At 69.4% G+C, this 25,277-nt stretch carries 19 protein-coding genes; 7 read left to right on the forward strand and 12 right to left on the reverse strand.

Annotated features, from left to right (window positions below; all coding sequences use genetic code 11):
• Position 1 precedes the first annotated feature (1 nt).
• The 4 genes from KA419_08595 to KA419_08610 are packed head-to-tail and all read right to left on the reverse strand — an operon-like array spanning position 2 to position 6,871.
• The gene (locus KA419_08595; GenBank protein MBP7865997.1) at positions 2 to 871 is read right to left on the reverse strand and encodes a sulfotransferase; all 870 of its coding nucleotides are present in this window, start codon (positions 869 to 871) and stop codon (positions 2 to 4) included.
• On the reverse strand, positions 868 to 2,724 hold the full coding sequence (locus tag KA419_08600; GenBank protein MBP7865998.1) for an ABC transporter ATP-binding protein: 1,857 nt from the start codon (positions 2,722 to 2,724) through the stop codon (positions 868 to 870). Before KA419_08600 ends, KA419_08595 begins: the two co-directional genes overlap by 4 nt.
• Positions 2,721 to 4,151, reverse strand: coding sequence for a glycosyltransferase (locus KA419_08605; protein MBP7865999.1), 1,431 nt, complete (start codon positions 4,149 to 4,151; stop codon positions 2,721 to 2,723). Before KA419_08605 ends, KA419_08600 begins: the two co-directional genes overlap by 4 nt.
• The gene (locus tag KA419_08610; protein MBP7866000.1) at positions 4,148 to 6,871 is read right to left on the reverse strand and encodes a glycosyltransferase; all 2,724 of its coding nucleotides are present in this window, start codon (positions 6,869 to 6,871) and stop codon (positions 4,148 to 4,150) included. The genes KA419_08605 and KA419_08610 overlap by 4 nt, the downstream gene beginning before the upstream one ends.
• 196 nt (positions 6,872 to 7,067) lie before the next feature.
• Between KA419_08610 and KA419_08615 the strand changes: the two genes are divergently transcribed.
• Positions 7,068 to 11,087: a hypothetical protein gene (locus KA419_08615; protein ID MBP7866001.1), complete on the forward strand. Its 4,020-nt coding sequence runs from the start codon at positions 7,068 to 7,070 to the stop codon at positions 11,085 to 11,087.
• 446 nt (positions 11,088 to 11,533) lie between these two features.
• Here the strand turns inward: KA419_08615 and KA419_08620 are convergent, their stop codons facing one another.
• On the reverse strand, positions 11,534 to 12,415 hold the full coding sequence (locus KA419_08620; protein ID MBP7866002.1) for an Omp28-related outer membrane protein: 882 nt from the start codon (positions 12,413 to 12,415) through the stop codon (positions 11,534 to 11,536).
• Positions 12,416 to 12,779: 364 nt separating this feature from the next.
• Positions 12,780 to 13,094, reverse strand: a complete 315-nt coding sequence (locus KA419_08625; GenBank protein ID MBP7866003.1) for an STAS domain-containing protein — start codon at positions 13,092 to 13,094, stop codon at positions 12,780 to 12,782.
• Positions 13,095 to 13,241: 147 nt separating this feature from the next.
• On the opposite strand from KA419_08625, the gene KA419_08630 reads away from it, so the two are divergent.
• Positions 13,242 to 13,901, forward strand: a complete 660-nt coding sequence (locus KA419_08630; GenBank protein MBP7866004.1) for a hypothetical protein — start codon at positions 13,242 to 13,244, stop codon at positions 13,899 to 13,901.
• Positions 13,902 to 13,916: 15 nt separating this feature from the next.
• Positions 13,917 to 14,486 carry a DoxX family protein gene (locus tag KA419_08635; GenBank protein MBP7866005.1) on the forward strand — a complete coding sequence of 190 codons (570 nt, stop codon included), beginning with the start codon at positions 13,917 to 13,919 and terminating at the stop codon, positions 14,484 to 14,486.
• Between the two features lie 348 nt (positions 14,487 to 14,834).
• On the opposite strand, the gene KA419_08640 is transcribed toward KA419_08635, so the two are convergent.
• On the reverse strand, positions 14,835 to 16,052 hold the full coding sequence (locus tag KA419_08640) for a PAS domain-containing protein (protein ID MBP7866006.1): 1,218 nt from the start codon (positions 16,050 to 16,052) through the stop codon (positions 14,835 to 14,837).
• 244 nt (positions 16,053 to 16,296) lie between these two features.
• Here KA419_08640 and KA419_08645 point away from each other — a divergent pair, with 244 nt between their 5' ends.
• The 4 genes from KA419_08645 to lipA all read left to right on the forward strand — a co-directional run bounded on the left by KA419_08645 (position 16,297) and on the right by lipA (position 20,540).
• Positions 16,297 to 17,607, forward strand: coding sequence for a nodulation protein NfeD (locus KA419_08645; GenBank protein MBP7866007.1), 1,311 nt, complete (start codon positions 16,297 to 16,299; stop codon positions 17,605 to 17,607).
• 429 nt (positions 17,608 to 18,036) lie between these two features.
• Positions 18,037 to 18,843 carry a slipin family protein gene (locus KA419_08650; protein MBP7866008.1) on the forward strand — a complete coding sequence of 269 codons (807 nt, stop codon included), beginning with the start codon at positions 18,037 to 18,039 and terminating at the stop codon, positions 18,841 to 18,843.
• A gap of 136 nt (positions 18,844 to 18,979) precedes the next feature.
• On the forward strand, positions 18,980 to 19,645 hold the full coding sequence (locus KA419_08655) for an SPOR domain-containing protein (GenBank protein MBP7866009.1): 666 nt from the start codon (positions 18,980 to 18,982) through the stop codon (positions 19,643 to 19,645).
• Between the two features lie 16 nt (positions 19,646 to 19,661).
• A complete protein-coding gene (lipA, locus tag KA419_08660) occupies positions 19,662 to 20,540 on the forward strand; it encodes a lipoyl synthase (GenBank protein ID MBP7866010.1) in 879 nt (292 codons plus the stop codon).
• A gap of 10 nt (positions 20,541 to 20,550) precedes the next feature.
• Here the strand turns inward: lipA and KA419_08665 are convergent, their stop codons facing one another.
• From KA419_08665 to KA419_08685, 5 genes are all read right to left on the reverse strand, one after another.
• A complete protein-coding gene (locus KA419_08665) occupies positions 20,551 to 20,919 on the reverse strand; it encodes an FHA domain-containing protein (protein ID MBP7866011.1) in 369 nt (122 codons plus the stop codon).
• 163 nt (positions 20,920 to 21,082) lie between these two features.
• Entirely contained in the window at positions 21,083 to 21,601 is a 519-nt protein-coding gene (locus tag KA419_08670; GenBank protein MBP7866012.1) for a hypothetical protein, read from the reverse strand.
• Between the two features lie 426 nt (positions 21,602 to 22,027).
• Positions 22,028 to 23,269: a [FeFe] hydrogenase H-cluster maturation GTPase HydF gene (gene hydF, locus KA419_08675; GenBank protein ID MBP7866013.1), complete on the reverse strand. Its 1,242-nt coding sequence runs from the start codon at positions 23,267 to 23,269 to the stop codon at positions 22,028 to 22,030.
• Positions 23,266 to 24,411, reverse strand: coding sequence for a bifunctional diaminohydroxyphosphoribosylaminopyrimidine deaminase/5-amino-6-(5-phosphoribosylamino)uracil reductase RibD (gene ribD, locus KA419_08680; GenBank protein MBP7866014.1), 1,146 nt, complete (start codon positions 24,409 to 24,411; stop codon positions 23,266 to 23,268). The genes hydF and ribD overlap by 4 nt, the downstream gene beginning before the upstream one ends.
• Positions 24,412 to 24,478: 67 nt before the next feature.
• Positions 24,479 to 25,261 carry a PilZ domain-containing protein gene (locus KA419_08685; protein MBP7866015.1) on the reverse strand — a complete coding sequence of 261 codons (783 nt, stop codon included), beginning with the start codon at positions 25,259 to 25,261 and terminating at the stop codon, positions 24,479 to 24,481.
• Between the last annotated feature and the right edge of the window lie 16 nt (positions 25,262 to 25,277).

Here is a 25,277-nt window from a genome sequence, read left to right on the forward strand (position 1 = left end):
GTCAACCTCCTGTTCGGCGCCGGCGGCCGGGGCGCAGCCACCAGAGCCGGTCCGACTCGTAACCCAGTTTCTCCAGGACGCCGAAGGCGATCCGGTGAAAAGCATAGCGGTCCCGGAGCCCAAGTTCCGCGAGCCAGTCGCCCACCTGTCCCTTGCGGCGGAATCCGTCGGGGTCGGGCTTGAAGTTCCGGTCGAAGTCTGTCTTCTCGAGGATCCGTTCGAGGCGCTCCTCGTCCAGCGGGACACCCGCGAACGCGAACAGACGCCGGACGGACGTCTCCGGGTCCCCCCGGAGGTCTTCGTAGCGGACCTCGAGGAACCGGTCCCCGACGAGGGCCCCGTGGCGCCGGGCCACGTCCACCGCGTTGCACCAGAACCGCGCCGAGGCCCGGATCGACTTCCCGAAGGTCTCCCGCCACGCCGGCACCCAGGACCGGGTGGCGGCGCGGACCGAGACGCCCACGTCCCGGCCGTCCCGGAGGACGTGGATGAACCGGCAGCCGGGAAGGACCTCCTCGATGAGGGGGATGGCGTAGAGGTGGTTCGGGCTCTTCTCCGCCAGGAAGCGCTGCCCGTCGCCGATGGCCTCGGAGAGAATACGTTCCGCGGCGTCCCGGGCGACCGCCAGGACCCGCTCACGGGAAAGCAGCTTGCCCAGCCCCGAGTGCCCGGCCGGCCAGTGGGCGTCGGTGAAGAGGGCCCCGAGGCCGTTGGCGGGGGTGAAGAGCCAGGTCTCGTAGGCACCCGCCACCTCGGGGTGGGCGGTGAGGATGTCGTAGACCCAGGTGGTCCCCGAGCGGGCAGCGCCCACGACGAAAACGGGCGGCGCCGCCAGGCGGTCGAAACGGGAGGCGGGGGCCGGCGGGTTCACAGGAGGGCCTCCCCGTCCATCTGGGCCCGGTGATAGCGGTACAGGGTCGCATAACGCCCGCCCAGGGCCAGGAGTTCGTCGTGGCTGCCCGTTTCCTCCACGCGCCCCTCGTGCAGGACGATGATCCGATCCGCCAGGCTCACCGTGGAGAAGCGGTGGGAGATCAGCACCGTGGTCCGCCCCGCCGCCAGTTCGCGGAAGCGGAGGAACAGGTCGTACTCGGCCCGGGCGTCGAGGCTGGCGGTGGGCTCGTCCAGGATGAGGATCGTCGCGTCCTTCCGCGCCAGGGCCCGGGCGATGGCCAGGCGCTGCCACTGCCCGCCGGAGAGGTCCGTCGTCCCGAAGGTGCGCCCGAGGGGCGTGGCGTAACCCCGGGGCAGCGCCCGGACGAAGTCGTCGATGCCCGCCTCGCGGCCGATCGTCTCGGCCTCCCCGGGACCCAGGGACTCGCACCCCTGACCGTAGGCGATGTTCTCCTCCGCCGTGGCCTCGAAGCGGTTGGGTTCCTGGAAGACATAGGCCAGGCGGCGGTGGTGGTCTTCCAGCGAAAGTTCCCGGAGGTCCACGCCGCCCAGCAGCAGGCGCCCCTCCCGGGGGTCGTAGAGCCGGGCCAGGAGCTTGACCAGCGTGGTCTTGCCCGCGCCGTTCTCCCCCACCAGGGCCACGGTCTCCCCGGGGGCGATCCGCAGCGAGACGCGGGAGAGCACGTCCGGGCCCGAGGCGGTGTAACGGAAGGAGACGTCTTCGAGGACGATCTCCCCGCAAGGGCCTTCGACCCGTTTCCCCTCCGACTTCGGGATTTTCGGCTCGATGGCAAGGAGCACCGCCAGGTTGTCGATGTAGAGGGTCTGCTCCAGGGCGCTCGTGAACTGGGTGGCCAGGCTGGCCAGAAGGTCGCGCAGGCGGCCCACGGACGCCGCGATGATGGTCAGGTCCCCGACGGTCAGGACCCGCCCGATGACCAGGCTCACGATGCGGTAGAACAACAGGTAGAAAATGAAGGTGTACGCCAGGGACAGGTAGAAGGTCCCCCAGATGTCCCGCCGGTGCAGGCGGTGGTCCTCGCGGATGAAATCCTCCGCCATCTCACGGTAGCGCCGGATGAAGATCGGCGCCAGGCGGAGGATCCGGACCTCTCCCACGGCGGTGCGGCTGGTCAGGTTCGTCATGAAGTACCGCATCCAGCGCCGCTTGTTGGCCCGGGCATACTCCTTCCAGTACCGGGTCTTGGACACGGACCACTTGAAGAGGAGGAAGGGGACCAGGATGGGGAGGGTCACCAGCACGGTCAGGGCGTCGATGTAGACGAGGATGGCGGTGAGGCCGACGATCTTCAGGATATCGGTCCCCAGCGTGAGGAGACGATTGAGGAAGCCGATGAAGTGCGGATTGGAGTTCTGCCGGGCCCGTTCGGCGATGTCCTGGAACTCGGGGTCCTCCACCTGGGAGACGTCCAGGCTGGCGGCGTGCTCGAGCTTCAGCAGGTCGATCCGCAGGGAGAGGCTCTCCTCCAGCCGGCGGTAGAGGAGGCGGTCGGCGAGGCCGACCAGTTCCATCACCAGCACGAGGGCCAGGCTGGCGACGATCCAGGGGAGGACGCCCTCCATGCCGCGGCCGGGGTGCCGAACGCCGTCCACCACGGCGTTGATGAGGCCGCGGCCCACCAGGGCCAGGCCGGCCGGCACCGCGCTGTTGACGACCCGGCAGGTGACGACGCCGTAGAAGGCGCCCGCGGAGCTGGCCCGGGCTTCCCGCAGCACCCAGGAGGCGTTCGTCCAGACGATGCCCACTTTCTTGCGGAAGTTGGCCCGCTTGGGTCGGGGAAGCTTGCGGATTTCGTTCGGCTGGGTCATCGCGACGGGTCTCCGAGAGTATTGGCCTTCCGGCAGAGCCGCCAGGCCCGGACGGCACGGACCAGTTCCGGCAGCAACGCCAACCCTCGGGGCGAGAGGACGGCCCTGACGACCTTCCGCAGGGTGGCGTCGGCCTGTTCGGGCCGTTCCCGAAGGGCGCCCGATTCCAGGAGCAGGACGTCAAGGGGGACACAGACCCGGCGAACCGGGCCCCGGCACCCGCCGCCGGCGGCTTCCGCCTCGCGGGCCCGCCGGACCGCCTCGAAATCCAGGCCGCCATCATACCACAGGAGAAATCCCGCGGCGCGAACGAAATCCCTTCGGGCCCGCTCGCCCCGGACATCGGGCCCGGGGGCTGCGAACTCGCCCCGCGGGTGGTGAAGACGGTGTTCAAGCCGCAGGTCCAGGAGCCGCTCCGCGATTCTCCAGGCGGCGCCGGGCAACCCCGAAACCTCGCGGAGACGCGGGCGGAACGCCCGGAGGTCCGCCTCGGTCCCCCCGCTCTCGAAACAGTGGCGGGACAGGGTCTCCTCCACTTCGAGGACCCGCCAGAGCCCCGGAAGAAACCCCGTGGCGCCGGGGGGCGGCTCGGGGGCTTCCACGGCCCGCCGGGCGTACGGGGCCTCCGCATCGGCGCACCCGGTGGACCGCAGCATCCAGAGGGTCCAGACCAGGGTGAAGAAGCGGATCTTCCGCTCCCGTTCCCGGGTGGACGGGGGAAGGTCGGGCCGGGCGTAGAAACGGTCCAGGACCCGGTCCATGCTTCCGGCCTGGGCGCGGCCGTCGCGGACGGCGTTGCCCCCGTGGATCCGGTAGCGGACCGTGACCTGTTCCAGCCAGGCGCACCGGCACCCGTCGGCCGCCATCCGCAGCACCAGGTCCACGTCCTCGGCGTGGGCCAGGGCGGGGTCGAACCCCCCCGCGCGCTCGACCCAGGACTTGCGGACCATCAGGGCGCCCGGGAAAACGGGTTTCCACAGGAGCCACGCGTCGAGGTCCAGGACGGGGGCCCGCCGCCAGGGCTCCTCGTCCCGGAGGGGCCGGCCCTCGGCGTCCACCAGCCGCCACCCGCTGTTCACCAGCCCGACCTCGGGCCGCTGGTCGAGGATGGCCGCCTGGGCGGCGAGTTTTCCCGGGAGGAAGGCGTCGTCGGCGTCCAGGAAGGCGACGAGGTCGCCGCGGGCGATGGCAAGAGCCGCGTTGCGGGCGGTGGAGACTCCTTTCCCCTCCAACCGGACCCCCCGCAGCCGGTTTCCATAGGAGGCCAGGATGGCGGGGGTTTCATCGGTGGAGCCGTCGTCGGCCACCACCACCTCCGCCAGGCCGCCGTCCTGGCCCAGGGCGCTCTCCAGGGCCTCCCGGAGGTAACGCTCCCCGTTGCGAACCGGGATGATCACGCTCACGCGGGGGGCGCCCTGGAGGCTCACGGCGTCCCCCCTTCCCGCTCCTCGCGGTCGAAACGCCGCTGCAGGCGCCGGGAGGAGCAATAACGCAGGGGCCCCCGCAGGCTGCCCCAGGCTTCGAGCAGGACCAGGGACCGCGGGTAGCCGGGGCGGGGGCCCAGGCAGCGGTGCAGCGGCCCGAGCAGGTACCACTTCCACAGGTACCAGAGGGCCCGGGGAGCACGCTCGACGAAAGCCCAGCGGGCGGAGTAGGCGCCGGAACTGAGACCGTAGTTGAAGAGCTGCCGGCGGAGGGCGTCCATTCGGTCCCGGTGGTCGTGCAGGACCCGGGCGCGAGGCGTGTAGAGGATGGCCCCTCCCCGCCGGAGGATGCGGAAGTAGAGGTCGACCTCCTCCCCCGCCCCCGTGGGGGTCCCGGGGCTCAGGGCCGTGTCGAGGGGCCCCAGGGTCTCGAAGACCTCCCGCCGCACCGCCATGTTCACGCCGGTGCCCACCCGCGAGGCCGCGAAGGGGGAGTCGAAGGGGCCGTACTCCCGTTCCCAGAACCCCCGCCGCAACCCGCCCATCCCGTAGAGTTCGACGTGGTGCTCGAAGAGGTACTGGGCCCGGGTCTGGACCCGCAGCGGCAGCACCAGGCCCACCACCGCCCGGACGGCCGGGTCCCGGAAGCCGTCCGTGAGCGCCCGCGCCCAGTTCGCGTCCACCACGGCGTCGTCGTCGGTGAAGAGGAGGTACTCGGCTTCGGAAGCCCGGATGCCGAGGTTGAGCGCCCGGCTCTTCCCGGGGTGGGGGCAACGGTGGTACCGGATCCCCTCCCGCTCGCAGAAGCGGCGCGTGTCCTCCGAGGAGGGGGCGCTGTCGATCACCCTCAGGTCCACGGGGCAGGTGGACCTCCGCAGCGAAGCCACGAGGCGCTCCAGGTCCCGGGGGCGGTCCCGGGTGGCCAGGATCAGCTCCGGCGCCGCCCGGCCGGCCACGCGAACGTCGGACGCCGCAGAACCGACCCGCGCCTCCCACGCGGTCCAGGCCAGGTAGCGGAGGAGGTGCCCGGACTTCCAGAGAAAGGTCTCCAGGCGCAGGCGCCGGGCCAGGGATTCGGCGGACGCCCCCCCGTAGACGTCGGTGCCCAGGCACTGGACCGGTTCACCGTCGAGATGGGCGACGGCGAAGGCCACCGGGGCCGACGGGTCTCCGGTGTCGGCGACCTCCGGGCGGAGGAGGTCGAACTCGACCCGCCGGACCGGCGCTTCCGGGAAATGCACCGGGGGGTGGTCGAAACGTCCGGGGGGTTTGCGGAAAAGCCCCAGGAGGGCCCCGGACAACAGCGCCGCGCGGGCGGCGCCCAGGCCCAACGGCCGCCGGAAAAGGGCCCCGAGGAACGCCCCCGTGAAACCGCGGGCGAGCCTGGCCCCCCAGAAGGCGCGGAAGTTCCGCTCCAGCTTTCCCCGTCGGACCGCCGCCATCCCGACGGACGCCAGGCCCGCCCACCGGCGGGCGGGAATCCCCCGGCAGGGCCCGCCGCCCCGCCCCGGGCCGCCGCCCCCCTCCACCACCGTCACCGAGGCCCCCTGCTGGGCGGCGCTGAGCACGAAGTCGGCCAGTGAAACGTGGAGGGCGCCCCGGGCGGCGAAATCCCGGAGCCGGGTCGGCATCAGCCGGAGAAGAGCCGACGGGGTGCACCGCAGCAGGAACCCCCGTGAAACCCCCACCCGGGGGGCGGGTTCCAGCCGGGCCACCGCCTCCCAGGGCCGGAGCGTGCAGGGGCCCGCCGAGGCGTCGGGCCCCGTGCCCGCACCGAAGCACAGCTCCACCCCGGGCCGGGGACCGTCGCCAGGCCCCGGGGCGGGACGCGGGGAAGCCCACGCCGGCCGCCGGGCCGCTTTGCCGGTCCAGAGGGCGAACTCGGCATCCCCGGCCAGGTCCATGAGAACGCGGGCGAGGTCCAGCAGCGTGAACCGCCGGGCGCGGACCACCACCCGGCGCCCCTGCCGCGTCACCGACACCCCGTGGGGGTGGGAACGTGCGCAGTGGAAAAGGAAAGACGCGGGGCCGTCGGGGCTCGGGGGGCCTTCCGGGAGGGACACCCTGAAGTCCGGGGGGAGGGGCTCGGACCCGAAGGCGAGAAACACCGAGGGGCCGGGACCGGGCTCGCCGGCCTGCGGGACTCGCGCGGGGCTTCCGGAGAGGACCCCGGCCGCCAGGTCGGCCAGGGCCCGGTGGCTCAGGGCTTCGAGGGCGGCGAGGGCGGGGTCGGGCGCCCCGTCCCCCTGCCCTTCCCCGGCCGGACTGCGGCCCTTCCGCGGCGGGACGGCCGCGAAACGGTACGGGCCGCCGGGCAGCGTGCACTCGAAGTACTCGACGGAATCTTTCCCGAAGGGGAGCGTGACCGCTTCGTGCCCGGGTCGCAGCGGGAGGCCCGGGGCGACGGCGAGGAACCGGCGGGTGAGGTCGAAGCCGAAGCGGTCCAGGAGGAAATCGCGAAACGCCCGGCGGTGGAGGAAGTCGCCCGGCGGGACGCGCAGGGGGGTCTCCCCGAGGGGGGCGCCGTCCACCTCCAGGACGAGCGTCACGCGGGAACCGGGCCGCGGCACGGGCGAAAGGCCCAGCACGCCCCGGCGGAGGGAGCAGACCACCCGCCGGTCCCCGGCGGGCGGCAGGGGGGCCCCCGCCCCCGTCGGCGGGCCGGGTTCGCCCGTCCGGGGGGGCGCCGCGTCGGCGCGGGGGGCTGGGGGGGTGTCGGGCATGGGAAAATTGTCTCCGAAAGGGTACGCCGTCCGGTGGCGCGAGAGGGTCCATTGTGGCCGGAGGGGGCGGGTTTGTCAACCCGTTCGTTCGCAACTTCCGCCCCGTCCGCATCATCGAATCGAAGGGCTCTCCGTGCGGTCGGCGGGCCGCGTGGTATAATGGGTCGAGTCGCGGAATTCACAGTCGAGGTGTGCGATGAGGGGAAAGACGATCCGCAGGGCGGCAGGGTTGGCGGTGCTGACGTTCCTCGCCGCGGTGTTCGCCGTGGCGGCCGGGGCCGGCGAAGGGACCCTGGACGGCGTTCTCACGCTGACCTGGGGTGACCCGGGCCCCGGCGGCACGGGGAAAAGCGAGTTCCTCGCCGAGGTGACCCCACCCGGCGGGCGGCCGGTCCGACTCGCCTGGGACGCGGCCCGGTTCGACCCCGGGTGCCTCCGGGTGTTGAACCGGAGACCGGTCCGGGTTTACGGGACCCTCCTCCCCGCCGCCGACGCCCCCCGCGGGCAGGACCTCCTCGTGGCGGAGCGCATCGAGCCTGCCGGCGGGGCCGCCCGCCCCCACAAGCCCGAAGCCGTCACGGGGCCTCAGCCGTGGGTCACCATCCCCTGCAAGTTCTCCGATGTCGCCGCGGAGCCCCGGACAGTCGGCTTCTTCGCGGACCAGTTCGGCAGCACCTCGCCCCGGCTCGACCACTACTGGCGCGAACTCTCCTATGAAAACATCAACATGAACGGGAGCCTGGCGGCGTCGAAGTGGTACGTCCTGCCCCACCCCAAGTCCCACTACGTCACCGGGAGCCCGCCCGCCGCCAACCTGACGGCGCTCTTCACCGACGCCACGGCCGCCGCCGACCCCGACATCGACTTCACCCCTTTCATGGGGATCAACCTCTTCTTCAACGACGAACTCGACGGCTACGCCTGGGGCGGCGCGCGCTACGCCACCCTGGACGGGGTCGCCAAGGTCTGGCGGACCACCTGGGAACCGCCCTGGGGCTACAACAACCTCTGCATCCTCATGCACGAGATGGGGCACGGCTTCGGCCTGCCGCACTCCTGTTTCAACCCGTCCAGCGTCTACGACAGTTCCTGGGACGTGATGAGCGACTCCTGGCAGTGCAACCCCACGGACCCGACCTTCGGCTGCTTCGGGCAGCACACCATCGCCCACCACAAGGACATGCTCGGCTGGGTCACCCCGGGGCAGATCGTCACCGTGAACACCGGCAGCCGTCAGACCGTGACCCTCGAGCGCCTCGCCCAGCCCTCGGGATCCAACCCGAGGCTGATCAAGGTCCCCGTCGGCGGTTCCGCCACCCGCTACTACACCGTGGAAGCCCGCAAGCGGGTCGGATACGACACGCAGCTCCCTGGCGAGTCGGTCATCGTTCACGAGGTGGACACCACCCGGGACATCGAGGCGTACGTCCAGGGCGCCAACGGCGACACGGGCGCCATGATCGCCGTGGGCAGCTCCTTCACCGACACCGCCAACTGCGTCACCGTCACCGTGAACAGTTCCTCCGCCACCGGCTGGACCGTCACCGTCTCCAACACCGCGGGGCCGGGCATCACGACCCACCCGCAGAACCAGACCATCCAGAGCGGCCAGACGGCCGCCCTGAGCGTCACGGCCTCCGGGGCGGGGGCCCTGTCCTACCAGTGGTACCAGGGGACCAGCGGCGACACCTCGACCCCCGTGGGGACCAACGCCGCGAGCTACACCACGCCCCCGCTCAGCGCCACGACCTCGTACTGGGTCAGGGTGACGGACGGCTGCGGCTCCACCAACAGCAGCGCCGCCACCGTCACCGTGCAGTCCGGGTGCACTCCGCCCGCCATCGCGTCCCACCCGGCGGGGGCCTCCCTGTGCAGCGGGCAGTCCACCACGCTCACCGTCACCGCAACCGGATCGACGCCCTTCACCTACGCCTGGTACCAGGGCGCCAGCGGCAACACCGCCATCCCCGTCGGGACCAACTCGAACACGTTCGGCACCCCGGCGCTGCTGTCCTCCACCAGCTACTGGGTGCGGGTCACCAACGCCTGCGGGACCGCCGACAGCAACGCGGCCGCCCTCACCGTCCTGACGGCGCCCGGGATCACCTCCCACCCCGCCGGCCAGACCATCGCCAGCGGCCAGACGGCCACCCTCTTCGTCAGCGCCACCGGGTCGGCCCCCCTCGGCTACCAGTGGTACCAGGGCGCCAGCGGCAACACGAGTTCCCCCGTCGGGTCCAACCAACCCTCCTACACCACCCCGGCGCTGACCGGCACCACCAGCTACTGGGTGCGGGTGACCAACGCCTGCGGGACGGCCAACAGCAACACGGCCGTCATCACGGTGAGCGGGGGGTGCGAGGCCCCCTCCATCGACACCCCGCCGGAATCCATGGTGATCTGTAACGGGTTCGCGGCGTCGCTCACGGTGTCCGCCTCCGGCACCGCACCCCTCGCGTACCAATGGTACCAGGGGACCAGCGGGGACACCTCCGTCCCGGTCGGGACCGACGCTTCGGCGTACATCACCCCGACCCTGAGCGCCACCACCAACTTCTGGGTGCGGGTGACCAACGCCTGCGGGACGGTGGACACCCCCACCGCCGTCATCACGGTCCGGAACGGGCCCGCCGTCACCGTACAGCCCCAGTCCCAGTCCGTCCAGGCGGGGCAGCCGGTTTACCTCGCCGTGGTCGCCTCCGGGATCGGGAGCCTGTCCTACCAGTGGTACCAGGGGACGAGCCCGGACACCTCCACCCCGGTCGGGACGGATTCGTCGGGCTTCACCTCGCCGCCCCTGACGCAGGACACCCGGTACTGGGTGCGGGTGACCGACGACTGCGGGAGCACCGACAGCAATTCCGCCGTGATCACCGTGACGGAGGGTCCCGTCTACACCGTCTTCGCCGCCCACGTGGCCGAGAGCGACATGTGGTGGACCCGCCTCTCCGTGGTCAACCTCGGCCTCACGCCGGCCTCGCTCCGGATCGACGCCTTCGGCAGCGACGGCGTCCTCGTCCAGTCGGTGGTGATGGGGGGCATCCCCGCCGGCGGCGCGCTCCGGCAGGGGATATCCACGATCCTCTCCCCCGAGGCCCTCTCCCGCGACCTCTGGCTGAAGATCACCAGCCAGCAGCCGCTCCAGGGCGTCCTGGAATTCGGGACGAAGGACGACGCCACCGAGGTGGTCATGCCCATGGCCCCCGCCGCCGCGTCGCTGATTTTCCCCTACGTGGTGGTCGTCGCCGACTGGTACACCGGCCTGACCCTGGTCAACACCGGCCCCGTCCCGGCCGCGGTGTCGCTCACGGCCCACGCCGAGGACGGCTACCTCCTGGCCACGACCCCGGTCAACCTCCCCGCGGCGGGAAAGTACGTCCGCCTCATCGACCAGGTCTTTCCCACCGTCGGAAACCCGTCCGCCATCCGCCTGGTCCGCGTGCAGTCGGACCAGGACCTCGTCGGGTTCGAGTTGTTCGGAAACCTGTCCAACCCGGGCCTGGCGGGCCTCCCCGCGGCAGCCGCCCCGGTGAAGGCCCCCGTGCCGGCGACGGGGGAGAGCACCCCCGGGGCGACCTACACCGCCCACTACCTTGAAATCCCCGCCAACGACCTCTTCTACACCGGCGTCACCTTCTGCAACCGGGGCGCCGACGGCGCCATGTTCGAAGCGGACCTCTACGACAGCGCCGGGAGCAAGCTCGTCGGGACCTCCTACTACGTCATCCCCTACCAGCAGGTCACCCGCGAGATCTGGACCCTCTTCAGCGAGTCGGGGACCCCCTACCCCTCGGCGGCCCGGATGCGGCTCCAGGCGGACCAGCCGTTCCTCGGCTTCGAACTCTTCTTCACCCGGTCCGGGGCCTTCGCCTTCGACGGCCTCCCCGTGGTGTCGTCGGGGAGCTACCGGTTCTGTTTCCCCCTGGTCCGGACGGAGACGGGCTGGGCGAGCCGCCTCCGCCTGTTCAACCCGTCCGCGTCCGCCGCCGGTGTCTCCATCAAGGCTTACGCGGAAGGGGGCGCCCTGCTGGGCGAATCCACGGGCGCCCTCGCGGCGGGGCACACCTCCGACGCGAACCTGGCCGTGCTCTTCCCCGCGGTCTACGCCTCCATCGCCTGGCTGAACGTGGAATCCTCCCAACCCGTCGCGGGAGACCTCTTCTTCCTGTCCGCCTCCACGGGCCGCCTCGGCAGCTACCCGGGGATCGAGTGGTGACGGGGAGGATGGAGAAGGCTGCAGGCACTGTAGCGGCTGCGTTCTTGCCAGCATCTTGTCGATTCCGGTTGCCTTCCGAGGCCACTGTTGCCGGGCGACGCCCCGGAAAAAGCGTCCCTTCAACGTGGTATTTTGGGCAAAATGCACAAGACCGGGGGACCTCGGTGGGCTCCCGCCGCCTTCGGGGCGGGTTTGTCCTTGCAATGCGTCACCGGGTCCCCGGGGCGGCGAGGGGAGGAACGCACCCTGAAAGGGTGCGGGGAAGGCGGGTCCGTCCCGGGCCGAACATCCCGGAACGAAAAGCGGCACCCGAAAAGGCCGTCAGGGATCACGACAAATCGACCCGCAGGATGAACGGTTTTCTTTTCCCGCTCGTGCCTTCCGTGTATTTCGTGGTTCTTTTTCCGGTTTATCCGGGTTAGGAGGGGGGCGCCCCCCTCCGGTCGTCACATGATCACTTGCTGGGCCAGGAGGACCAGGTCAACGGCCGTGACCGCCTTGTCCCCGTCGATGTCGATCATCGGGAACGCCTCCGCGTCGCCCGCCAGCCAGGCGGACAGGAGCACCAGGTCGTCCGCGAGCACCTGCCCGTCCCCGTCGATGTCGCCGTTGCGGATGATGGAGAAGGTCTCCGGGCTCTGGGCGAAAGGGTACCCGCCGTCGGTGGCGCTCACCTTGACCCTCCCCCGGGTGGTGGGAAGGTCGGTGACCAGCCAGTCGAAGGTCCCCGAATTGGCGATGTTGTGGGCGAGAGGCACCCAGGTGTTCTCCTTGGTGGACAGGTAGACGTCCACGTTGCCGGTGAAACCCTGGGAACTCCAGGCCACGTTCATCACCGAGCCCACGATGAACAGGTCGCCCGCTTCCGGCGACGTGAGCAGGATGGACCCCGGGTCGGGAAGCGGCGAGCGGACGGCCTGGAGGACCTCCTTGTCGGAGGCCTGCACGAAGGCCACGATCTGGACGTTGGGGCGACTCCAGCCGGCCCCGAGGGTGAACAGCTGGTTGTGGGTGACGGACTGCCCGGCGGGGATGGAGACGTCCTGTCCGGTCGCGGAGGGGAGCAGCGAGCGGACGACGAAATCCACCTCGGACTGGTCGTACCAGGTGTAGGGGATGTGCCTCTCCACCACGGCGACGAAGAGCTTGCCCTGGACGGCGGACGCCGACGTGTTGGTGACGGTGACGCCCGCGGTTGACGCGTTCGGGAAGGCCAGGGCGAGGGTCACGGGCGCGGCGATCACGCGCCGCTGGTTGAAGCCGCTGGCGTAGTTGTTGTAGGTGGAGCTGCACGTCCCGCCGCCGACCACCTTGACCTTCCCGTCCACGAGGACGGTGGGGGTCCCGGAGACCGCGTAGTAGGAGTACCGCGTCGAGTAGGCGCTGGTCGCGAAAGGGTCGCCCGAGTGGTAGGCCAGGATGACGGTGTCGCTGCCGTAGTTGCTGTCGATGCTGTGCAGGCCGCACGCGGCCGAAGGGCAGTAGGGTCAACCCACCGCGGTGGTGAACTCCTCGAAGAGCACCACCCGCGAAGCGGTCGAGCAACGGGGGAAGGCGGCGGCCAGGCCGGCAAAAAACAGCAGGGCCAGGCCGATGAACAGTCTTCGCATACGATCCTCCATGGTATGGGGGAAGGCGGGGCGGGGCGCCCCGTCTCACGGGGCCCGGTTCACCGATTCCGTGTTCCGGGGCTCAGAGCTTGTCGGAAATGGTGAAGATCTTGGAGAAACCCGAGATTTCCAGGATCTCCCGGACATTGTCCTGGGGCTTGAGGAGCACGAGCTTGCCGTTGCGTTTCCCCATCTCCTTCAGGACGGAGAGGAGGACCCGCAGGCCGGCGCTGCTCATGTACTGCACCCCGGAGATGTCCAGGGCGAGGGAGGTGACGCCCTCGTCCAGCCGGGCGTGGCAATAGGTGTCGAGTTCCGGGGAAGTGTGGGCGTCAACCCGTCCGGAAATCGTGACGACGACCCACCCGTTTTCCAGTTTCTCGGTGCTTGCTTCCATCAATCCCTCCGGAGTTCAGTTTGCGGACCGTGTCATGATGCACCAGAAACGGGGTACAGGTCAACACTTAATCTTCGCCCGAGTCTCCCAACTATTTCTTGTCGCCCTGCATCCTATTATGGTACAAAAGGCGGTTCGGAGTCGCCCATGAGTTACATCAAGCAGGCAGTCGGAATCGTGATCCTCGGGATCGTCGCGGGCCTGGCCTTCAACCAGGTCCGGCCCCGTTTTGCCCCGCCGCCCGCGGCGCCCCCGGTTCAGCCGGCCCCGGCCCTCCCGCCCGCGGCGACCGTGAGCGGGACACCCGTCCCACTCCCCCCGCCCCCGCAGCTGGCAGCGGCCGCCCCGGCGGAGGCGAGCCCTTCGGGGATCGACCTGATGTCCTACGACCCCGTGGCGGACACCGAGCGCCTCAAGAAGGAGTATGTCGCCCGCCAGCAGGCGGAGGCGGAGAAACTGCACATCGAGGCCCTCAGCCTGTCCCAGGCGCTCGACCTGCACCGGAACTGGGCCGCCTTCATCGACGCGCGCCCCCCCGACCAGTTCGCGAACGGGCACATCCGGGACGCGTTCAACATCCCCGAAACCGCTTTCGACGAGAATCTCCGCTTCTTCCGCTCCTCCGCCCAGGCCCCGCCCACCCAGCCGGTGGTGGTCTACTGCGGCGGCGAGGACTGCGCCATTTCCTACCGGGTGGCCCGGAAGCTGGCGGAGAACGGCTTCACCAACGTGAAGGTCTACAAGGGGGGGTGGGACGAGTGGTTCGCCGCCTGTCAGAAAGACCCCTCCACCTACCCCATCGAGTGACGCGGGAGGCCCCCCATGAAGACATTCCTGAACTCCCTGGCGAAACGGGTCATCTTCGACGGCCACCCCCCGCGCGAGTACGGGGCGTCGCTCGCCTGGGGCCTCTTCGTCTTCCTCTGCCGCGTGATCCTGGCGGCCATCTTCATCCTCTACGCCGCCGACAAGATCGCCGACCCCCTGCTCTTCGCCCGGTCCATCGCCGCTTACCAGATCCTGCCCACCACCTTCCTGATCAACCTGACCGCCGTGACGCTCCCGTGGGTGGAACTGCTGGCGGGGCTGGGCCTTCTCCTCGGGGTGTGGCGAAAGGGGGCCCTCCTCGTCACCATGGGACTGCTGGCCATGTTCACCGGCATGTTCGCCGTCACCATGATCCGGGGACTGGAGATCGACTGCGGGTGCTTCGGGGGCGAGTCCCCGGTGGGCTGGGCCGCCATCTTCCGGGACCTGCTGATGATGGTCCCGGGGATTTTCATCTTCCTCAACGACTGGCTCATCCGGGTGGGCGCCGACGGGTGCGGCCGCCCCGCCGCGGAACCTCCTTCCGAATTGGCGGACGGCATCGGCACGATCCAGCCCGGATAGGCGCCGTAAACGTCAATGAAGCCGAAAAAATCGGGAGCGATCGCTCGAAACATCGGCATGGAGCATGATTTGCGGCCAATGTCGTCTTCCGTTGCGGGCTTTGCGCCCTGGCGAGATCAGGATTCGGATCGTCTCTCGCCAAGGCGCAAAGACCCAAAGGAAAATGGCTCGCCCGGGATGCGGCCGGGGGGCGCTGTCTCCTGTTTCCCGACGTCAATCTCCTGACGGCTCCCTCATCCTCCCTTCCTCATTTAAATACTGGTTTCTGAATTCTTTGTTCGTGTGGTTCGCGTGGTTCGTGGCCCATTATCGTTCGTGTTTTCCGTGTAACGTGGTTCCCTTCAGGGGTCACCCGACCGTTGGGCCTTCACTCAACTGGATCGGCGGGAGCGTCTCCTCCAGGAAGTCCGTGTCCGTGTTGCCGGGAAGGGTGAAGGTGAAGGTGGTTCCCTGCCCTTTCGCGGACTCCACCCAGGCCCTGCCGCCGTGGGCCTCCACCATCTTCTTGACGATGTAGGTGCCCAGGCCCGACCCCTCCACCTGGCTCCCGGCCACCCGGTAGAACATGTCGAAGACCTGGGAGGTCTCCTCGGGGGACATCCCGACCCCGTTGTCACGCACGTAGAAGTGGTGGAAGTTGCGCTTCCGGTAATACCCGACCTCGATGATCGGCCGGGGCTTGGCGGGGTCGAAGTACTTGATGGAATTGGTCAGCAGGTTCTTGAAGACCTGGGCCAGCATGGTGGGGTGGGCCATGACCGTGGGAAGGGACTCCTGGATGATGAAGATGGCCGGGATGTCGCGGTAGATGTGCTGGAACTCGGAGACGATGTCGTTGAGGATCGTCAGGGTGTCCACCTCCTCCTTCTCGACCATCCCCCGGTTCGTGCGGGAGACCTGGAGGATGTCGTCGATCAACCTCAGCATCCTCTCGGCCTCCTCCTTGACCATCTTCAGGTAGTCCTTGCCCTCCCGGTCGAAGGCGGTCCCGAACTGCTGCTCGATGAGGTCGGACACCCCCAGGATGACGGAGATGGGGTTCTTCAGGTCGTGGGAGATGGTGTAGACGAACGACTCGAGTTCCCGGTTCTTCTCGGCGAGGAGGGAGATCTCGCGGTGCTGGTCCGTGATCTCCTGGAAGAGGAACAGCCGTCCCGTCGACCGCCCCTCGTGCAGGATCGGCAGGGAGTGGACCTCGAAGCGCGTGCGTTCCGCGTTGCAGAGCGAGACGTCCACGCGGAAGTCCTCCAGGGACCCCTTTCGGGCCTGGCCGATCATCCGGAGCAGGTCGTGCTCGTTTTCGAACCGGCGGCGGATCCCGCTGAAGAAGGTCTCCACGTCCAGGCCCAGGACGCCGTTCCCCGCGGGGTCGAAGAAACGGTCGAAACGACGGTTGGTCCGGCAGATCCGGAACTCCCTGTCCGCGACGAGGACCGCGTCGGGGACCGTCTCCAGGACCAGCAGGGCCGTGTCGTCGTCCCCGGCGGCCGCCGGCCCGACCCCGGGTTCGGGCCCTGCCGCTCCCGTCTCCGTCGGCGTCACGTCCATTCCCGTCTTCGGTTTCATAGCCCTCCCGTAACCCATCCGCGGCTCCCCGGCAACATCCCCTGCGGTGCCCCGCCGATGGCGCAAACAAAGGGTTTACGGACCCGGTTCCGATGGTGTTCCGACGTTCTTCGAGACCATCATCCGTATTGCATCGAGAATATCACAACGCCGCCGAAAACTGAAGCGCATCGGCGCCGTTTTCGGTTGCCCCCCTTCGGCCCCGCGGCTATAATGGTTTCATCAACCGGGAAGTGGCAAAACCATGAAGATTTTCCGTTTTTTCACCCTCGCTCTCGTCGGGATGACCTGCCTCGCAGGGACCCGGGCGGCCGCCCCCATCGTCCGGGTGGAACTCCGGGGATCGGTGGACCCCGTCATGGCCCAGTTCGTGGCGGGCGCCATCCGGGAGGCCCAGACCGGCGGGACCCCCCTGGTCCTCCTGGTCCTGGACACGCCCGGGGGGTTCGGTTCTTCCATGAAGGACATCATCGCCGAGGTCCTCAACACCCGGGTCCCCGTGGCGGTTTACGTGTCGCCGGCGGGATCGCACGCCGCCTCGGCGGGGTTCTTCATCCTCCAGGCCGCGGACGTCGCCGCCATGGCCCCCGGCACCAACACGGGGGCCGCGCACCCGCTCCTCAGCTTCGGCGGCATCCTCCCCGTCCCCGAGGACAAGCAGACGGGAACGCTCCTGGAGAAGGTCAAGAACGACATCACCGCCTACCTGAAGGGGATCGTGTCCCGACGCGGCCGGAACGTCGGGGCGGCCCTCGAGGCCGTGCGCTCCAACGCCTCCTACACGGCGGAGGAAGCCGTCCGGGCCCGCCTCATCGACGTCATGTGCACCCGGGAGGCCGACCTCGTTCACTGGCTCCACGGCCGGGAGGTCACCCTGTTCAACGGCACGAAGGTCACCCTCGACCTCACGGGGCGCCCGGTCAGGCCGGTCGAGCCCTCGCTCCGGTGGAAGCTCCTGGCGTTCCTGTCGGACCCGAACCTCGCCGTGGTGCTGGCCCTGGTGGGAATCCTCGGGCTGTTCTTCGAGTTCTCGCACCCGGGCTTCGTCGCCCCCGGCGTGATCGGCGGGATCTGCCTGGTCCTGGCGCTCATGGGGTTCTCGGTCCTTCCCGTCAGCACCACGGGCGTCCTCCTGGTCGTCCTGGCCCTCGGCCTCTTCATCGCGGAGATCAAGGTCCAGGGCTTCGGCGTCATCGGCATCGGCGGGATCGTCTCCCTCGTCCTGGGCATGACCATGCTCGTCGACACCTCCGGCGGAGGGACGGGGGTCGACCCCGAGATCATCTGGGGCGTGGCCCTCCCCGTGGGGGTCGTGCTCCTGTTCCTGACCCGCCTCGTCATCCGGGCCATGAAGCGCCCGGCCCTCACGGGGGCCGACGGCATGGCGGGGAAACGGGGCGAGGTCCGCGTCGAACTGGCTCCCCGGGGAAAGATCTACGTGCACGGGGAAGTCTGGGACGCCCTCTCCGAATCCGGCGAGACGGTCCCCGCCGGGGCGACGGTGGAGGTGATCCGCACGGAGGGCATGCGGCTCGTCGTGCGGGAAGCGAAGTGAGGATGAAGGCTGTAGGCTGCGGAGTGCGGCGCGAAGGCTGCCGGAGCGGCGGTTCTCCCGACTGCGGAGTGCGGCGCGAAGGCTGCCGGAGCGCCGCTTTCCCCGCGCCGCGCAGGCGGCCGGAGCGGCGCGGTTCGACCCGCCGGAGGAACGGACCGGCAACCCGTGCAAGGTACGCTGTGCTCGAGAACACGCAGCCTGTCCGGGTGGGGGCGGCGTAAGCCGACACGGCTGAGCGGCCGGCTCCGGTGACGGGGGCGATACGGGGAGGCGGGAACGGGAGCGGGAGCGATAGCGATACCGATAGCGATACCGATACCGTTAGCGATACCGATACCGATTCCGATACCGATACCGATTCCGATACCGATTCCGATACCGATACCGATACTGTGATGGGAAGAAAGAGCAATGAAGGAGGATGGAACTATGCTGCAGAACCCGTTTGCGATCCTGGAGCGGGGCCCGGAGTTCGGGACCGTGTTTCCCTACATCGTCCTTTTCGTCGTCATCATCTTTTTCCTCAACTGGATCAAGGTGGTCCGCGAGTACGAGCGCCTGGTCATCTTCCGCCTGGGCAAGGTGCTCCCCGGCGCCAAGGGGCCCGGCCTGACGATGGTCTTCGCCCCCATCGACAAGTCGATCCGCGTCGACCTTCGCACCGTCACGCTGGACGTCCCGCCCCAGGACGTCATCACCAAGGACAACATCTCCGTCAAGGTCAACGCCGTGGTCTACTACCGGGTGATGGACGCCGTCCGGGCGGTGATCGAGGTGGAGAACTACCTCTACGCCACCTCCCAACTGTCCCAGACCCACCTGCGGTCGGTGCTGGGCGAGTACGAACTGGACGACCTGCTCAGCTGCCGCGAAAAGTTGAACCAGCGCCTGCAGGAGATCCTGGACCGGGACACCGACCCCTGGGGCATCAAGGTCTCCAAGGTGGAGGTGAAGTCGGTGGACCTCCCGCAGGAGATGCAGCGCGCCATGGCCAAGCAGGCCGAGGCCGAACGGGAAAAGCGCGCCAAGATCATCCACGCCGACGGCGAACTGCAGGCGTCCCAGAGCCTGGCCGAGGCCGCGAAGGTCCTGGAGGGCCAGAAGATCGCCGTCCTGCTCCGCTACCTTCAGACCCTGACGGAGATCGGCGTGGAGAAGAACACCACCGTGGTCTTCCCTCTCCCCATCGAACTCCTCTCCCACCTCCTGCCGAAGGCCGACAAGGAGAAACCCTGAGCACCCCCCGGGCGGCCGCCTCACCCGGCGACGGCCGCCCCGCCTGCTCTTTTGGGTTGATCGGAAAGGCATTTCGTGTTAATTGATCATCGGGGGTGACGAGCCGCCCCCGCAGATTCGACCCTCCGAGGTGAGCATGCCGATTCGAGAGCCGGAAAGGGAGCGCCCCAGGGGCGGCACCCCCGCCAGGGGCAAGGAAAAGACCGTCATCCTCAACACCCGGGACCTGGTCCTCCTCTTCGTTTTCTTCATCGTGGTCCTGATGATCGTGTTCACCATCGGCCTGATGGTGGGTCGGAACTTCATCGAGCGAACGGCCGAGGCCCGCCCGAAAGACGAGCCCCGGACGGAACAGCGGGTCATGGAGACCGAGCCGGCCGGCGGCCCCGTCAGCCCGGGCGAAACCGGCACGCCGGCGACCCCGCCCGCCCATTCTCCCACGCCGCCGGAGAGCACGGCATCCGCCTCCATCCCGGCCACCCCGCCCCCGGCCTCGGCCACCCCGCCCCCGGCCTCGGCCAAAACACCCCCGCCGCCCACGGTGAAGGAACCGCCGAAGCCGGAACCGCGCGGCGGGTTCTACGTCCAGGTGAAAGCCGTGAAGACCGAGGCGGAGGCCCGAAAGGAAGTCGCCGGGCTGAAAGACCGTTACCCCGGCGCCGCTTTCGTCCCCTCGGGCAACAAGGCTTACCCCTTCCGCATCATCGTGGGCCGGGCGAACGACTCCGCGGGGGCCCTCCTGCTCCGCGACCGGGCCCGGAAGGATTTCCCCGGGGCCATCATCGGCAAGCCCAACCCGTGATCCCTCCCGGCACCGCATGAACCCGGCCCCGCCGCCCAAACGCCTCCCGCCCTGGCTCCGGGGCGCCCGCCTGGTGGACCCGGCCGTCCACCCGACCCGGAGCGCCCTGCGGCGCCACGGCGTCCACACCGTCTGCGAGGAGGCCCGCTGCCCCAATCGCGGCGAGTGCTTCGGCCGCCGGACCGCCACCTTCATGATCCTGGGGGATTCGTGCACGCGTCGCTGCGGCTTCTGCGCCGTGGAGAAGGGCCGCCCCGTCCCGCCGCCCGACCCCGGCGAGCCCGGGGCCGTCGCCGAGGCCGCCCGCGACCTGGGGCTCCGCTTCGTCGTGGTCACCTCCGTCACGCGGGACGACCTGCCCGACGGCGGCGCCGCGCAGTTCGCCGCCGTGATCCGGGCGGTGCGGGAGCGCTGCCCCGGCACGCGGGTGGAGGTCCTGGTCCCCGACTTCGCCGGGAACACCGGCGCCGCGGACCGGGTCCTGGCCGAGCGGCCCGACGTCTTCAACCACAACGTGGAAACCGTGCCCCGCCTCTACCCGTCGGTCCGCCCGGGGGCCGACTACCGGCGCTCCCTGGACCTGCTTCGGCGGGCCGCGGCGGCCCCGGGCGTCCGCTTCGTCAAGAGCGGGCTCATGGTGGGTCTCGGCGAGACCCGCGAGGAGACCCTTGACACGATGCGGGACATCCGGGAGGCCGGTGGCCGGATCCTCACCCTCGGCCAGTACCTCCGTCCGACGCGGTGGAATCTCCCCGTGGAGCGCTACGTCACGCCGGACGAGTTCGCGGGCTTCGAGGCGGAGGGGCTCGGGATGGGCTTCGAGGCGGTCTTCTCCGGCCCGCTGGTGCGCAGTTCCTACCTCGCTCACGAAATTTTCGAGAAGAACACTCTCTGAAGAGAGGATTTTACCGGGGTTCCCCCGGCCGGTAGGCGTGGACTTCCAGGGTGGACTCGTGGGTCTGGCCCTTCTCCACGGTCGGCTGGGCGTCGTCGCTCTGGAAGATGATGGCGTACTCGGCGATGTAGATCCGGTCGCCGAATGTCAACCGGTGAGGCTGGTCCACCATGGTGGCATTGACCCGGGTGCCGTTCCGCCCGAAGTTGGCGATCTCGAAACCGTTCTCCACGGGGCGGATCTCCGCGTGCAAACGCGACACCTCGGGCTGGTTGAGGGCGACGCTGCAGTCCTCGTCGCGCCCGAGCCGGATGGCCTTGTCCGTCAAGCGGACCTGCACCAGCATCTCGCCTTTCAGGTAGATATCCAAGCGGGGCATCTTCTTGTCTCTCCTCCGGGGGGCCTGCCGCCTCCCCTGCTGGCATGTCGACGAAGCGATTATACTATGCTATCAGCGCGGGGGAAAGCAGGATTCCACGAAGGCCTGCACGGAACGGGGCGTGACCGGCAACCCCATGCCGGCCATTCGCCCCGTCGAAGCCCTAGAAGTTGCGGTCCAGCGAGAGGTACCAGCCGTACACGCTCGCCAGCAGACCGGGGAACACTGTGATACTCCAGAGGGTGTCGCCGAAGGCGAGCCGGGAGAGAGCCGGGGAGTTCAGGACGGCAGTGTAAGTCTCGTCAGTCATGAACATAAAGGCCACCGACAACAGCATGATGAGGAAGGAAAGGACTACGGCCACCTTTTTCCCCGTATGCTCGAGGAGGTTCCACCCCCCCCAGATCAGGATCAGCAGGCCGGCGAGACGAAGCAGGGGCTTACTCTGAACGGTTTCCTTCACCAGGGTGATGCCCTGGGGGGTCTTCTCTGCCCCTTCGGGGATTTCCGGGTCGTTGGGACTCTTCGTCCGGTTGTAGGCCTCAAAAACGATCTTCCCGATGGATTTGGCCTCTTCGTCGGTGATGGAGTACATCAGGTAGAGGTTGTAGCCGGAGACGGCCGCGGCGATGAGGAGAACCAGTCCGCAGACCGTCCGCATCATTCTCGAGTTTGAACTCATAACTTCTCCTTTATTTATGGCTTGATGGCCCAGGGCCGGCCGGGTGACACGGCGGTCGCCCCCCTGCTTTTCGTGAACCGTGACAGTCCGCAGAGGCAAGCGGCCATCCCGCACCCCACGGCGAGGGCTCCGCGGCTTTCAGCGAGAACCCATCGAGGCGAAGAGGATGTTTCGTGAAGAAGATGAAGGCTGATCGACGTCCGAAGACAGATCGATGTCTCTTGTTTCCGAACCGCATACCCCTCCCCGATTCCCGTGGATCGAGACCGGCTTCACCCGGATGGACCCGGAATGTCGACACGGCGGAATTATATACCGACATCCCCTGTTTGGTAAAGAGGAGTTCTGTCTCTGTTCCGGGAGTCTCCGGGTCCGGGGGGCAGCGGAGCGTCCTGGCCGGCGGGGCCCGACTCAAGCCTGGTCCCTTCAGGCGACGGGATGAGGGTGCTCGCCTCTGAACACGCGGAGGGCAACGGGGAAGGGGCCGAGGGCCCGCTCGAAGATGCCGAGGGACCAGGCGATGGCCATGCCGTAGTTGGTGACGGGCAGCCCGGCGGCCCGGCAGCGGGCGATGCGGGAGAGGACCTCCCGGCGGTTCTGCATGCAGGCGCCGCACTGGACGGCCAGCCGGTAGGGCGCCAGGTCCGCCGGGAAATCGTGCCCCTGCACGTGGGTGAAATCCAGGTCTCCCCCCACGGCCTGCCCCAGCCACTTCGGGATCTTCACCCGGCCGATGTCGTCGCCGATGGGGTGGTGGGTGCACGCCTCGGCCACCAGGACCCGGTCCCCCGGCTTGAGCCTCCCGATGGCCACGGCGCCCCGGGTGTACTCCGCCAGGTCGCCCCGGTAGCGCGCGAAGAGAATGGAGAACGACGTCAGGGGCACCTCCGCCGGCACGGCCTCCGCCACCTCCCGGAACGCCTGGGAGTCCGTCACCACCAGGGCGGGCGACGCGGTCAGCCGCCCCAGGGCGCCCGCCAGTTCCTTCTCCCGGGCCACCACGGCCAAGGCCCCGTGGTCGAGGAGGTCCCGGAGGACCTGGACCTGGGGGAGGATCAGCCGGCCCCGGGGCGCCTCCTTGTCGATGGGCGTCACCAGGACCACCAGGTCGCCGGCCCGGACCAGGTCGCCGAGGAGGGGCGGGGCGTTGACGAAGTCGTCCGGGGCCAAGCGGATCAACGCCTCGGCCAGGTCGTCCATCCCGGCGCCGGTGAGGGCCGAGACGCGGACCCCCGGCGCTTTCCGTGCCGCGACGTCCGCCGTCGCCGCCGGCGACGGTTCGATGCGGTCTGCCTTGTTGAAAGCCACCACCACCGGGATGCCCAGTTCCCCCAGCCGGTCCAGGAGGCCCGTCTCGAAGGCGTCCCACCGGTCCCCGTCGGCCACCAGGACCGCCAGGTCGGTCCGGTCCAAGACGCGGCGGGAACGCTCGACCCGCAGCCGGCCCAGCGCACCGGTATCGTCGAGCCCCGCGGTGTCGATGAAGAGGACCGGCCCGAGGGGGAGCAGCTCCATGGGCTTCTCCACGGGGTCGGTGGTGGTCCCCGCCCGCTCCGACACGATGGACACCGACTGCCGGACCAGCGCGTTGAGCACCGACGACTTCCCGGCGTTCCGGCGCCCGAGGATCCCGATGTGGAGCCGCTCGCCGCGGGGAGCCCGCCTCATGTTCGCGCTCCCGTCCGGAAATACCCCGTCACCTGCAGATCCGGACCGAGCGCCCGAACCCGCCGGATCCGGGCCCGCGGGGCCTGCTGCAGGTCGAAAACCCCCAGTTCCCCGAGGACGGGGGGCCCTTCCGAACCCAGGAAAAGGGGCGCGAAAAAGAAGTGGAACTCGTCGGCCAGCCCCGGCGCGAGGAACTGGGCGTGGACGATCCCGCCGCCTTCCACGAGCACCGAGGCGACCCCGCGCCGCCCCAGCTCCTTGAGGACCGCCGCCGGGTCCACCCGGGGGTTCTTGGGGTGAAGGTCCAAAAACACCCCCCGGGCGGGCGGGCGCTCCTCGCAGCGGATCTTCACGGGCAGGACGTGCACGTCCACCCCCTCCTTCTCGAGGGCACGGACACGGCCGGGGGGCGCGTCCGTCGTCACGAACACGAGGAGGGGGTGCTCCCGGGCGCTGCGGACCAACTGCGACCCCGCGGGGATCCGCGCCCGCGAGTCGAGGACCACCCGCAAAAAGGGTGTTTCCTTCTCGCGGCGGTGCCGGCAGGTCAGCATCGGGTCGTCGGTGCGCACGGTGCCCCTCCCCACGAGGATGGCGTCGTGGGTGAAGCGGAGGTGATGCCCCCACCGGCGCGCAGCCGCCCCGGTCACCCAGCGGGACCGTCCCGACGCGGTCGCGATCCGCCCGTCCAGGGACAGCCCGGCCTTGAGGGTCACCCACGGCGTCCCCGTGGTGATGTACTTGTTGAATTTCCGGTTGAGTTCATCGAAGGGCGCGGGGTCCGGCGCCGTGACCACCTCCAGCCCCGCCTCCTGGAGTCGCCGGATCCCCCCGCCCGCGACGAGAGGGTTGGGGTCCCTCGTCCCCACGAAGACCCGCCGGATCCCGGCCTCGATGACGGCCTCCGCGCAGGGGGGGGTGCGCCCGTGGTGGCAGCAGGGCTCGAGGGTGACATAGAGATCGGCCCCCCGCGCCGCCCCGCCGGCCTCCGACAGGGCCAGCCGCTCCGCGTGGAGGATCTTGGCGTAGCGGTGGGCGCCGCTCCCCACGATCCGCCCCCCCGCGACGACCACCGCCCCCACCATGGGGTTCGGGTGGGCGAGCCCCTCCGCGGAGCGGGCCAGCCGGAAGGCGCGGCGCATGTAGGCCTCGTCCCGGTCCGTCCAGCCTGGTGTGCCTGCCGTCAACGTCCTTCTCCCCCGCCGCGGGTCACCCCGTGCGCTCGGTGGTCCTCATCTTGCCGGTCCGCCGGCGGCGGGTGGACTCCTCGTCCACGAACCGCTCCAGGAACTCCTTCAGGTCGTCGTCCATGCCGACGAACTGGACCCCGGCACGGTTCTCCCCCCCCGAGGGCGTGACCTGCACGACCCGGGCCGCCGCCTGGACGAACTCGTTCTCCAGGGTGAGCTGGCTGTAGATCTCGTCGCCGATGGTCACCGGGTCCCGCACCATGATGGAGCACCCCCCGGCGCTGATGTCGCGGAGCTGGCCGGTGACGCACTTCTTGGGCTTGGACAGCCGCCACTTCAGCGTGGTGTCGAGCTGGACGTCGGGGTCGATCTCGTAACCGGGCGGGATCACGATGTTGAAGAAGGTCACGGGGATCACCAGGTCAAGCCGGGAGAACTTCCGGCGCTGGACGGTTTCCACCCTCCCGGACGGTCGGAGCCCGAAACGGGTGAGCGTGACGCCCGAGATCGGGTGAACGTCGGTGGTGACCTGGGCCAACTGGGTGCCGATGCGAACGGGGTTGTCGCCGATCTGGTACTCGATTTCGATCTCCGACCCGGGGTCGGTGCAGGGGAGGCTTCCCCCCTCCGGGAAGAGGACCCAGACGAGGCCGTCGGGGGTCCGGTTGAAGATCACCCCGCGGCGGGGCCGGCGCTCGCCGGACACGTGGAGCATCACAAGGGAGTTCACGGCGGGAAGGTCCTGGCGGCCTGCCACCTTCGGGTGTCGGTTCCACGGTACGATCTTGTTCAGCCAGCCCATGTTCCTCTTGTGCGTT

This window comes from Acidobacteriota bacterium, assembly GCA_018001935.1.
GTDB lineage: Bacteria > Acidobacteriota > JAAYUB01 > JAAYUB01 > JAAYUB01 > JAGNHB01.

Bases quoted from the DNA above. Each gene is read 5' to 3' on its own strand.
- KA419_08600 (MBP7865998.1), bottom strand. From the start codon at position 2,724: ATGACCCAGCCGAACGAAATCCGCAAGCTTCCCCGACCCAAGCGGGCC.
- KA419_08610 (MBP7866000.1), bottom strand. From the start codon at position 6,871: ATGCCCGACACCCCCCCAGCCCCCCGCGCCGACGCGGCGCCCCCCCGG.
- KA419_08615 (MBP7866001.1), top strand. From the start codon at position 7,068: ATGAGGGGAAAGACGATCCGCAGGGCGGCAGGGTTGGCGGTGCTGACG.
- KA419_08625 (MBP7866003.1), bottom strand. From the start codon at position 13,094: ATGGAAGCAAGCACCGAGAAACTGGAAAACGGGTGGGTCGTCGTCACG.
- KA419_08630 (MBP7866004.1), top strand. From the start codon at position 13,242: ATGAGTTACATCAAGCAGGCAGTCGGAATCGTGATCCTCGGGATCGTC.
- KA419_08635 (MBP7866005.1), top strand. From the start codon at position 13,917: ATGAAGACATTCCTGAACTCCCTGGCGAAACGGGTCATCTTCGACGGC.
- KA419_08640 (MBP7866006.1), bottom strand. From the start codon at position 16,052: ATGAAACCGAAGACGGGAATGGACGTGACGCCGACGGAGACGGGAGCG.
- KA419_08645 (MBP7866007.1), top strand. From the start codon at position 16,297: ATGAAGATTTTCCGTTTTTTCACCCTCGCTCTCGTCGGGATGACCTGC.
- KA419_08650 (MBP7866008.1), top strand. From the start codon at position 18,037: ATGCTGCAGAACCCGTTTGCGATCCTGGAGCGGGGCCCGGAGTTCGGG.
- KA419_08655 (MBP7866009.1), top strand. From the start codon at position 18,980: ATGCCGATTCGAGAGCCGGAAAGGGAGCGCCCCAGGGGCGGCACCCCC.
- lipA (MBP7866010.1), top strand. From the start codon at position 19,662: ATGAACCCGGCCCCGCCGCCCAAACGCCTCCCGCCCTGGCTCCGGGGC.
- KA419_08665 (MBP7866011.1), bottom strand. From the start codon at position 20,919: ATGCCCCGCTTGGATATCTACCTGAAAGGCGAGATGCTGGTGCAGGTC.
- KA419_08670 (MBP7866012.1), bottom strand. From the start codon at position 21,601: ATGAGTTCAAACTCGAGAATGATGCGGACGGTCTGCGGACTGGTTCTC.
- hydF (MBP7866013.1), bottom strand. From the start codon at position 23,269: ATGAGGCGGGCTCCCCGCGGCGAGCGGCTCCACATCGGGATCCTCGGG.
- ribD (MBP7866014.1), bottom strand. From the start codon at position 24,411: ATGCGCCGCGCCTTCCGGCTGGCCCGCTCCGCGGAGGGGCTCGCCCAC.
- KA419_08685 (MBP7866015.1), bottom strand. From the start codon at position 25,261: ATGGGCTGGCTGAACAAGATCGTACCGTGGAACCGACACCCGAAGGTG.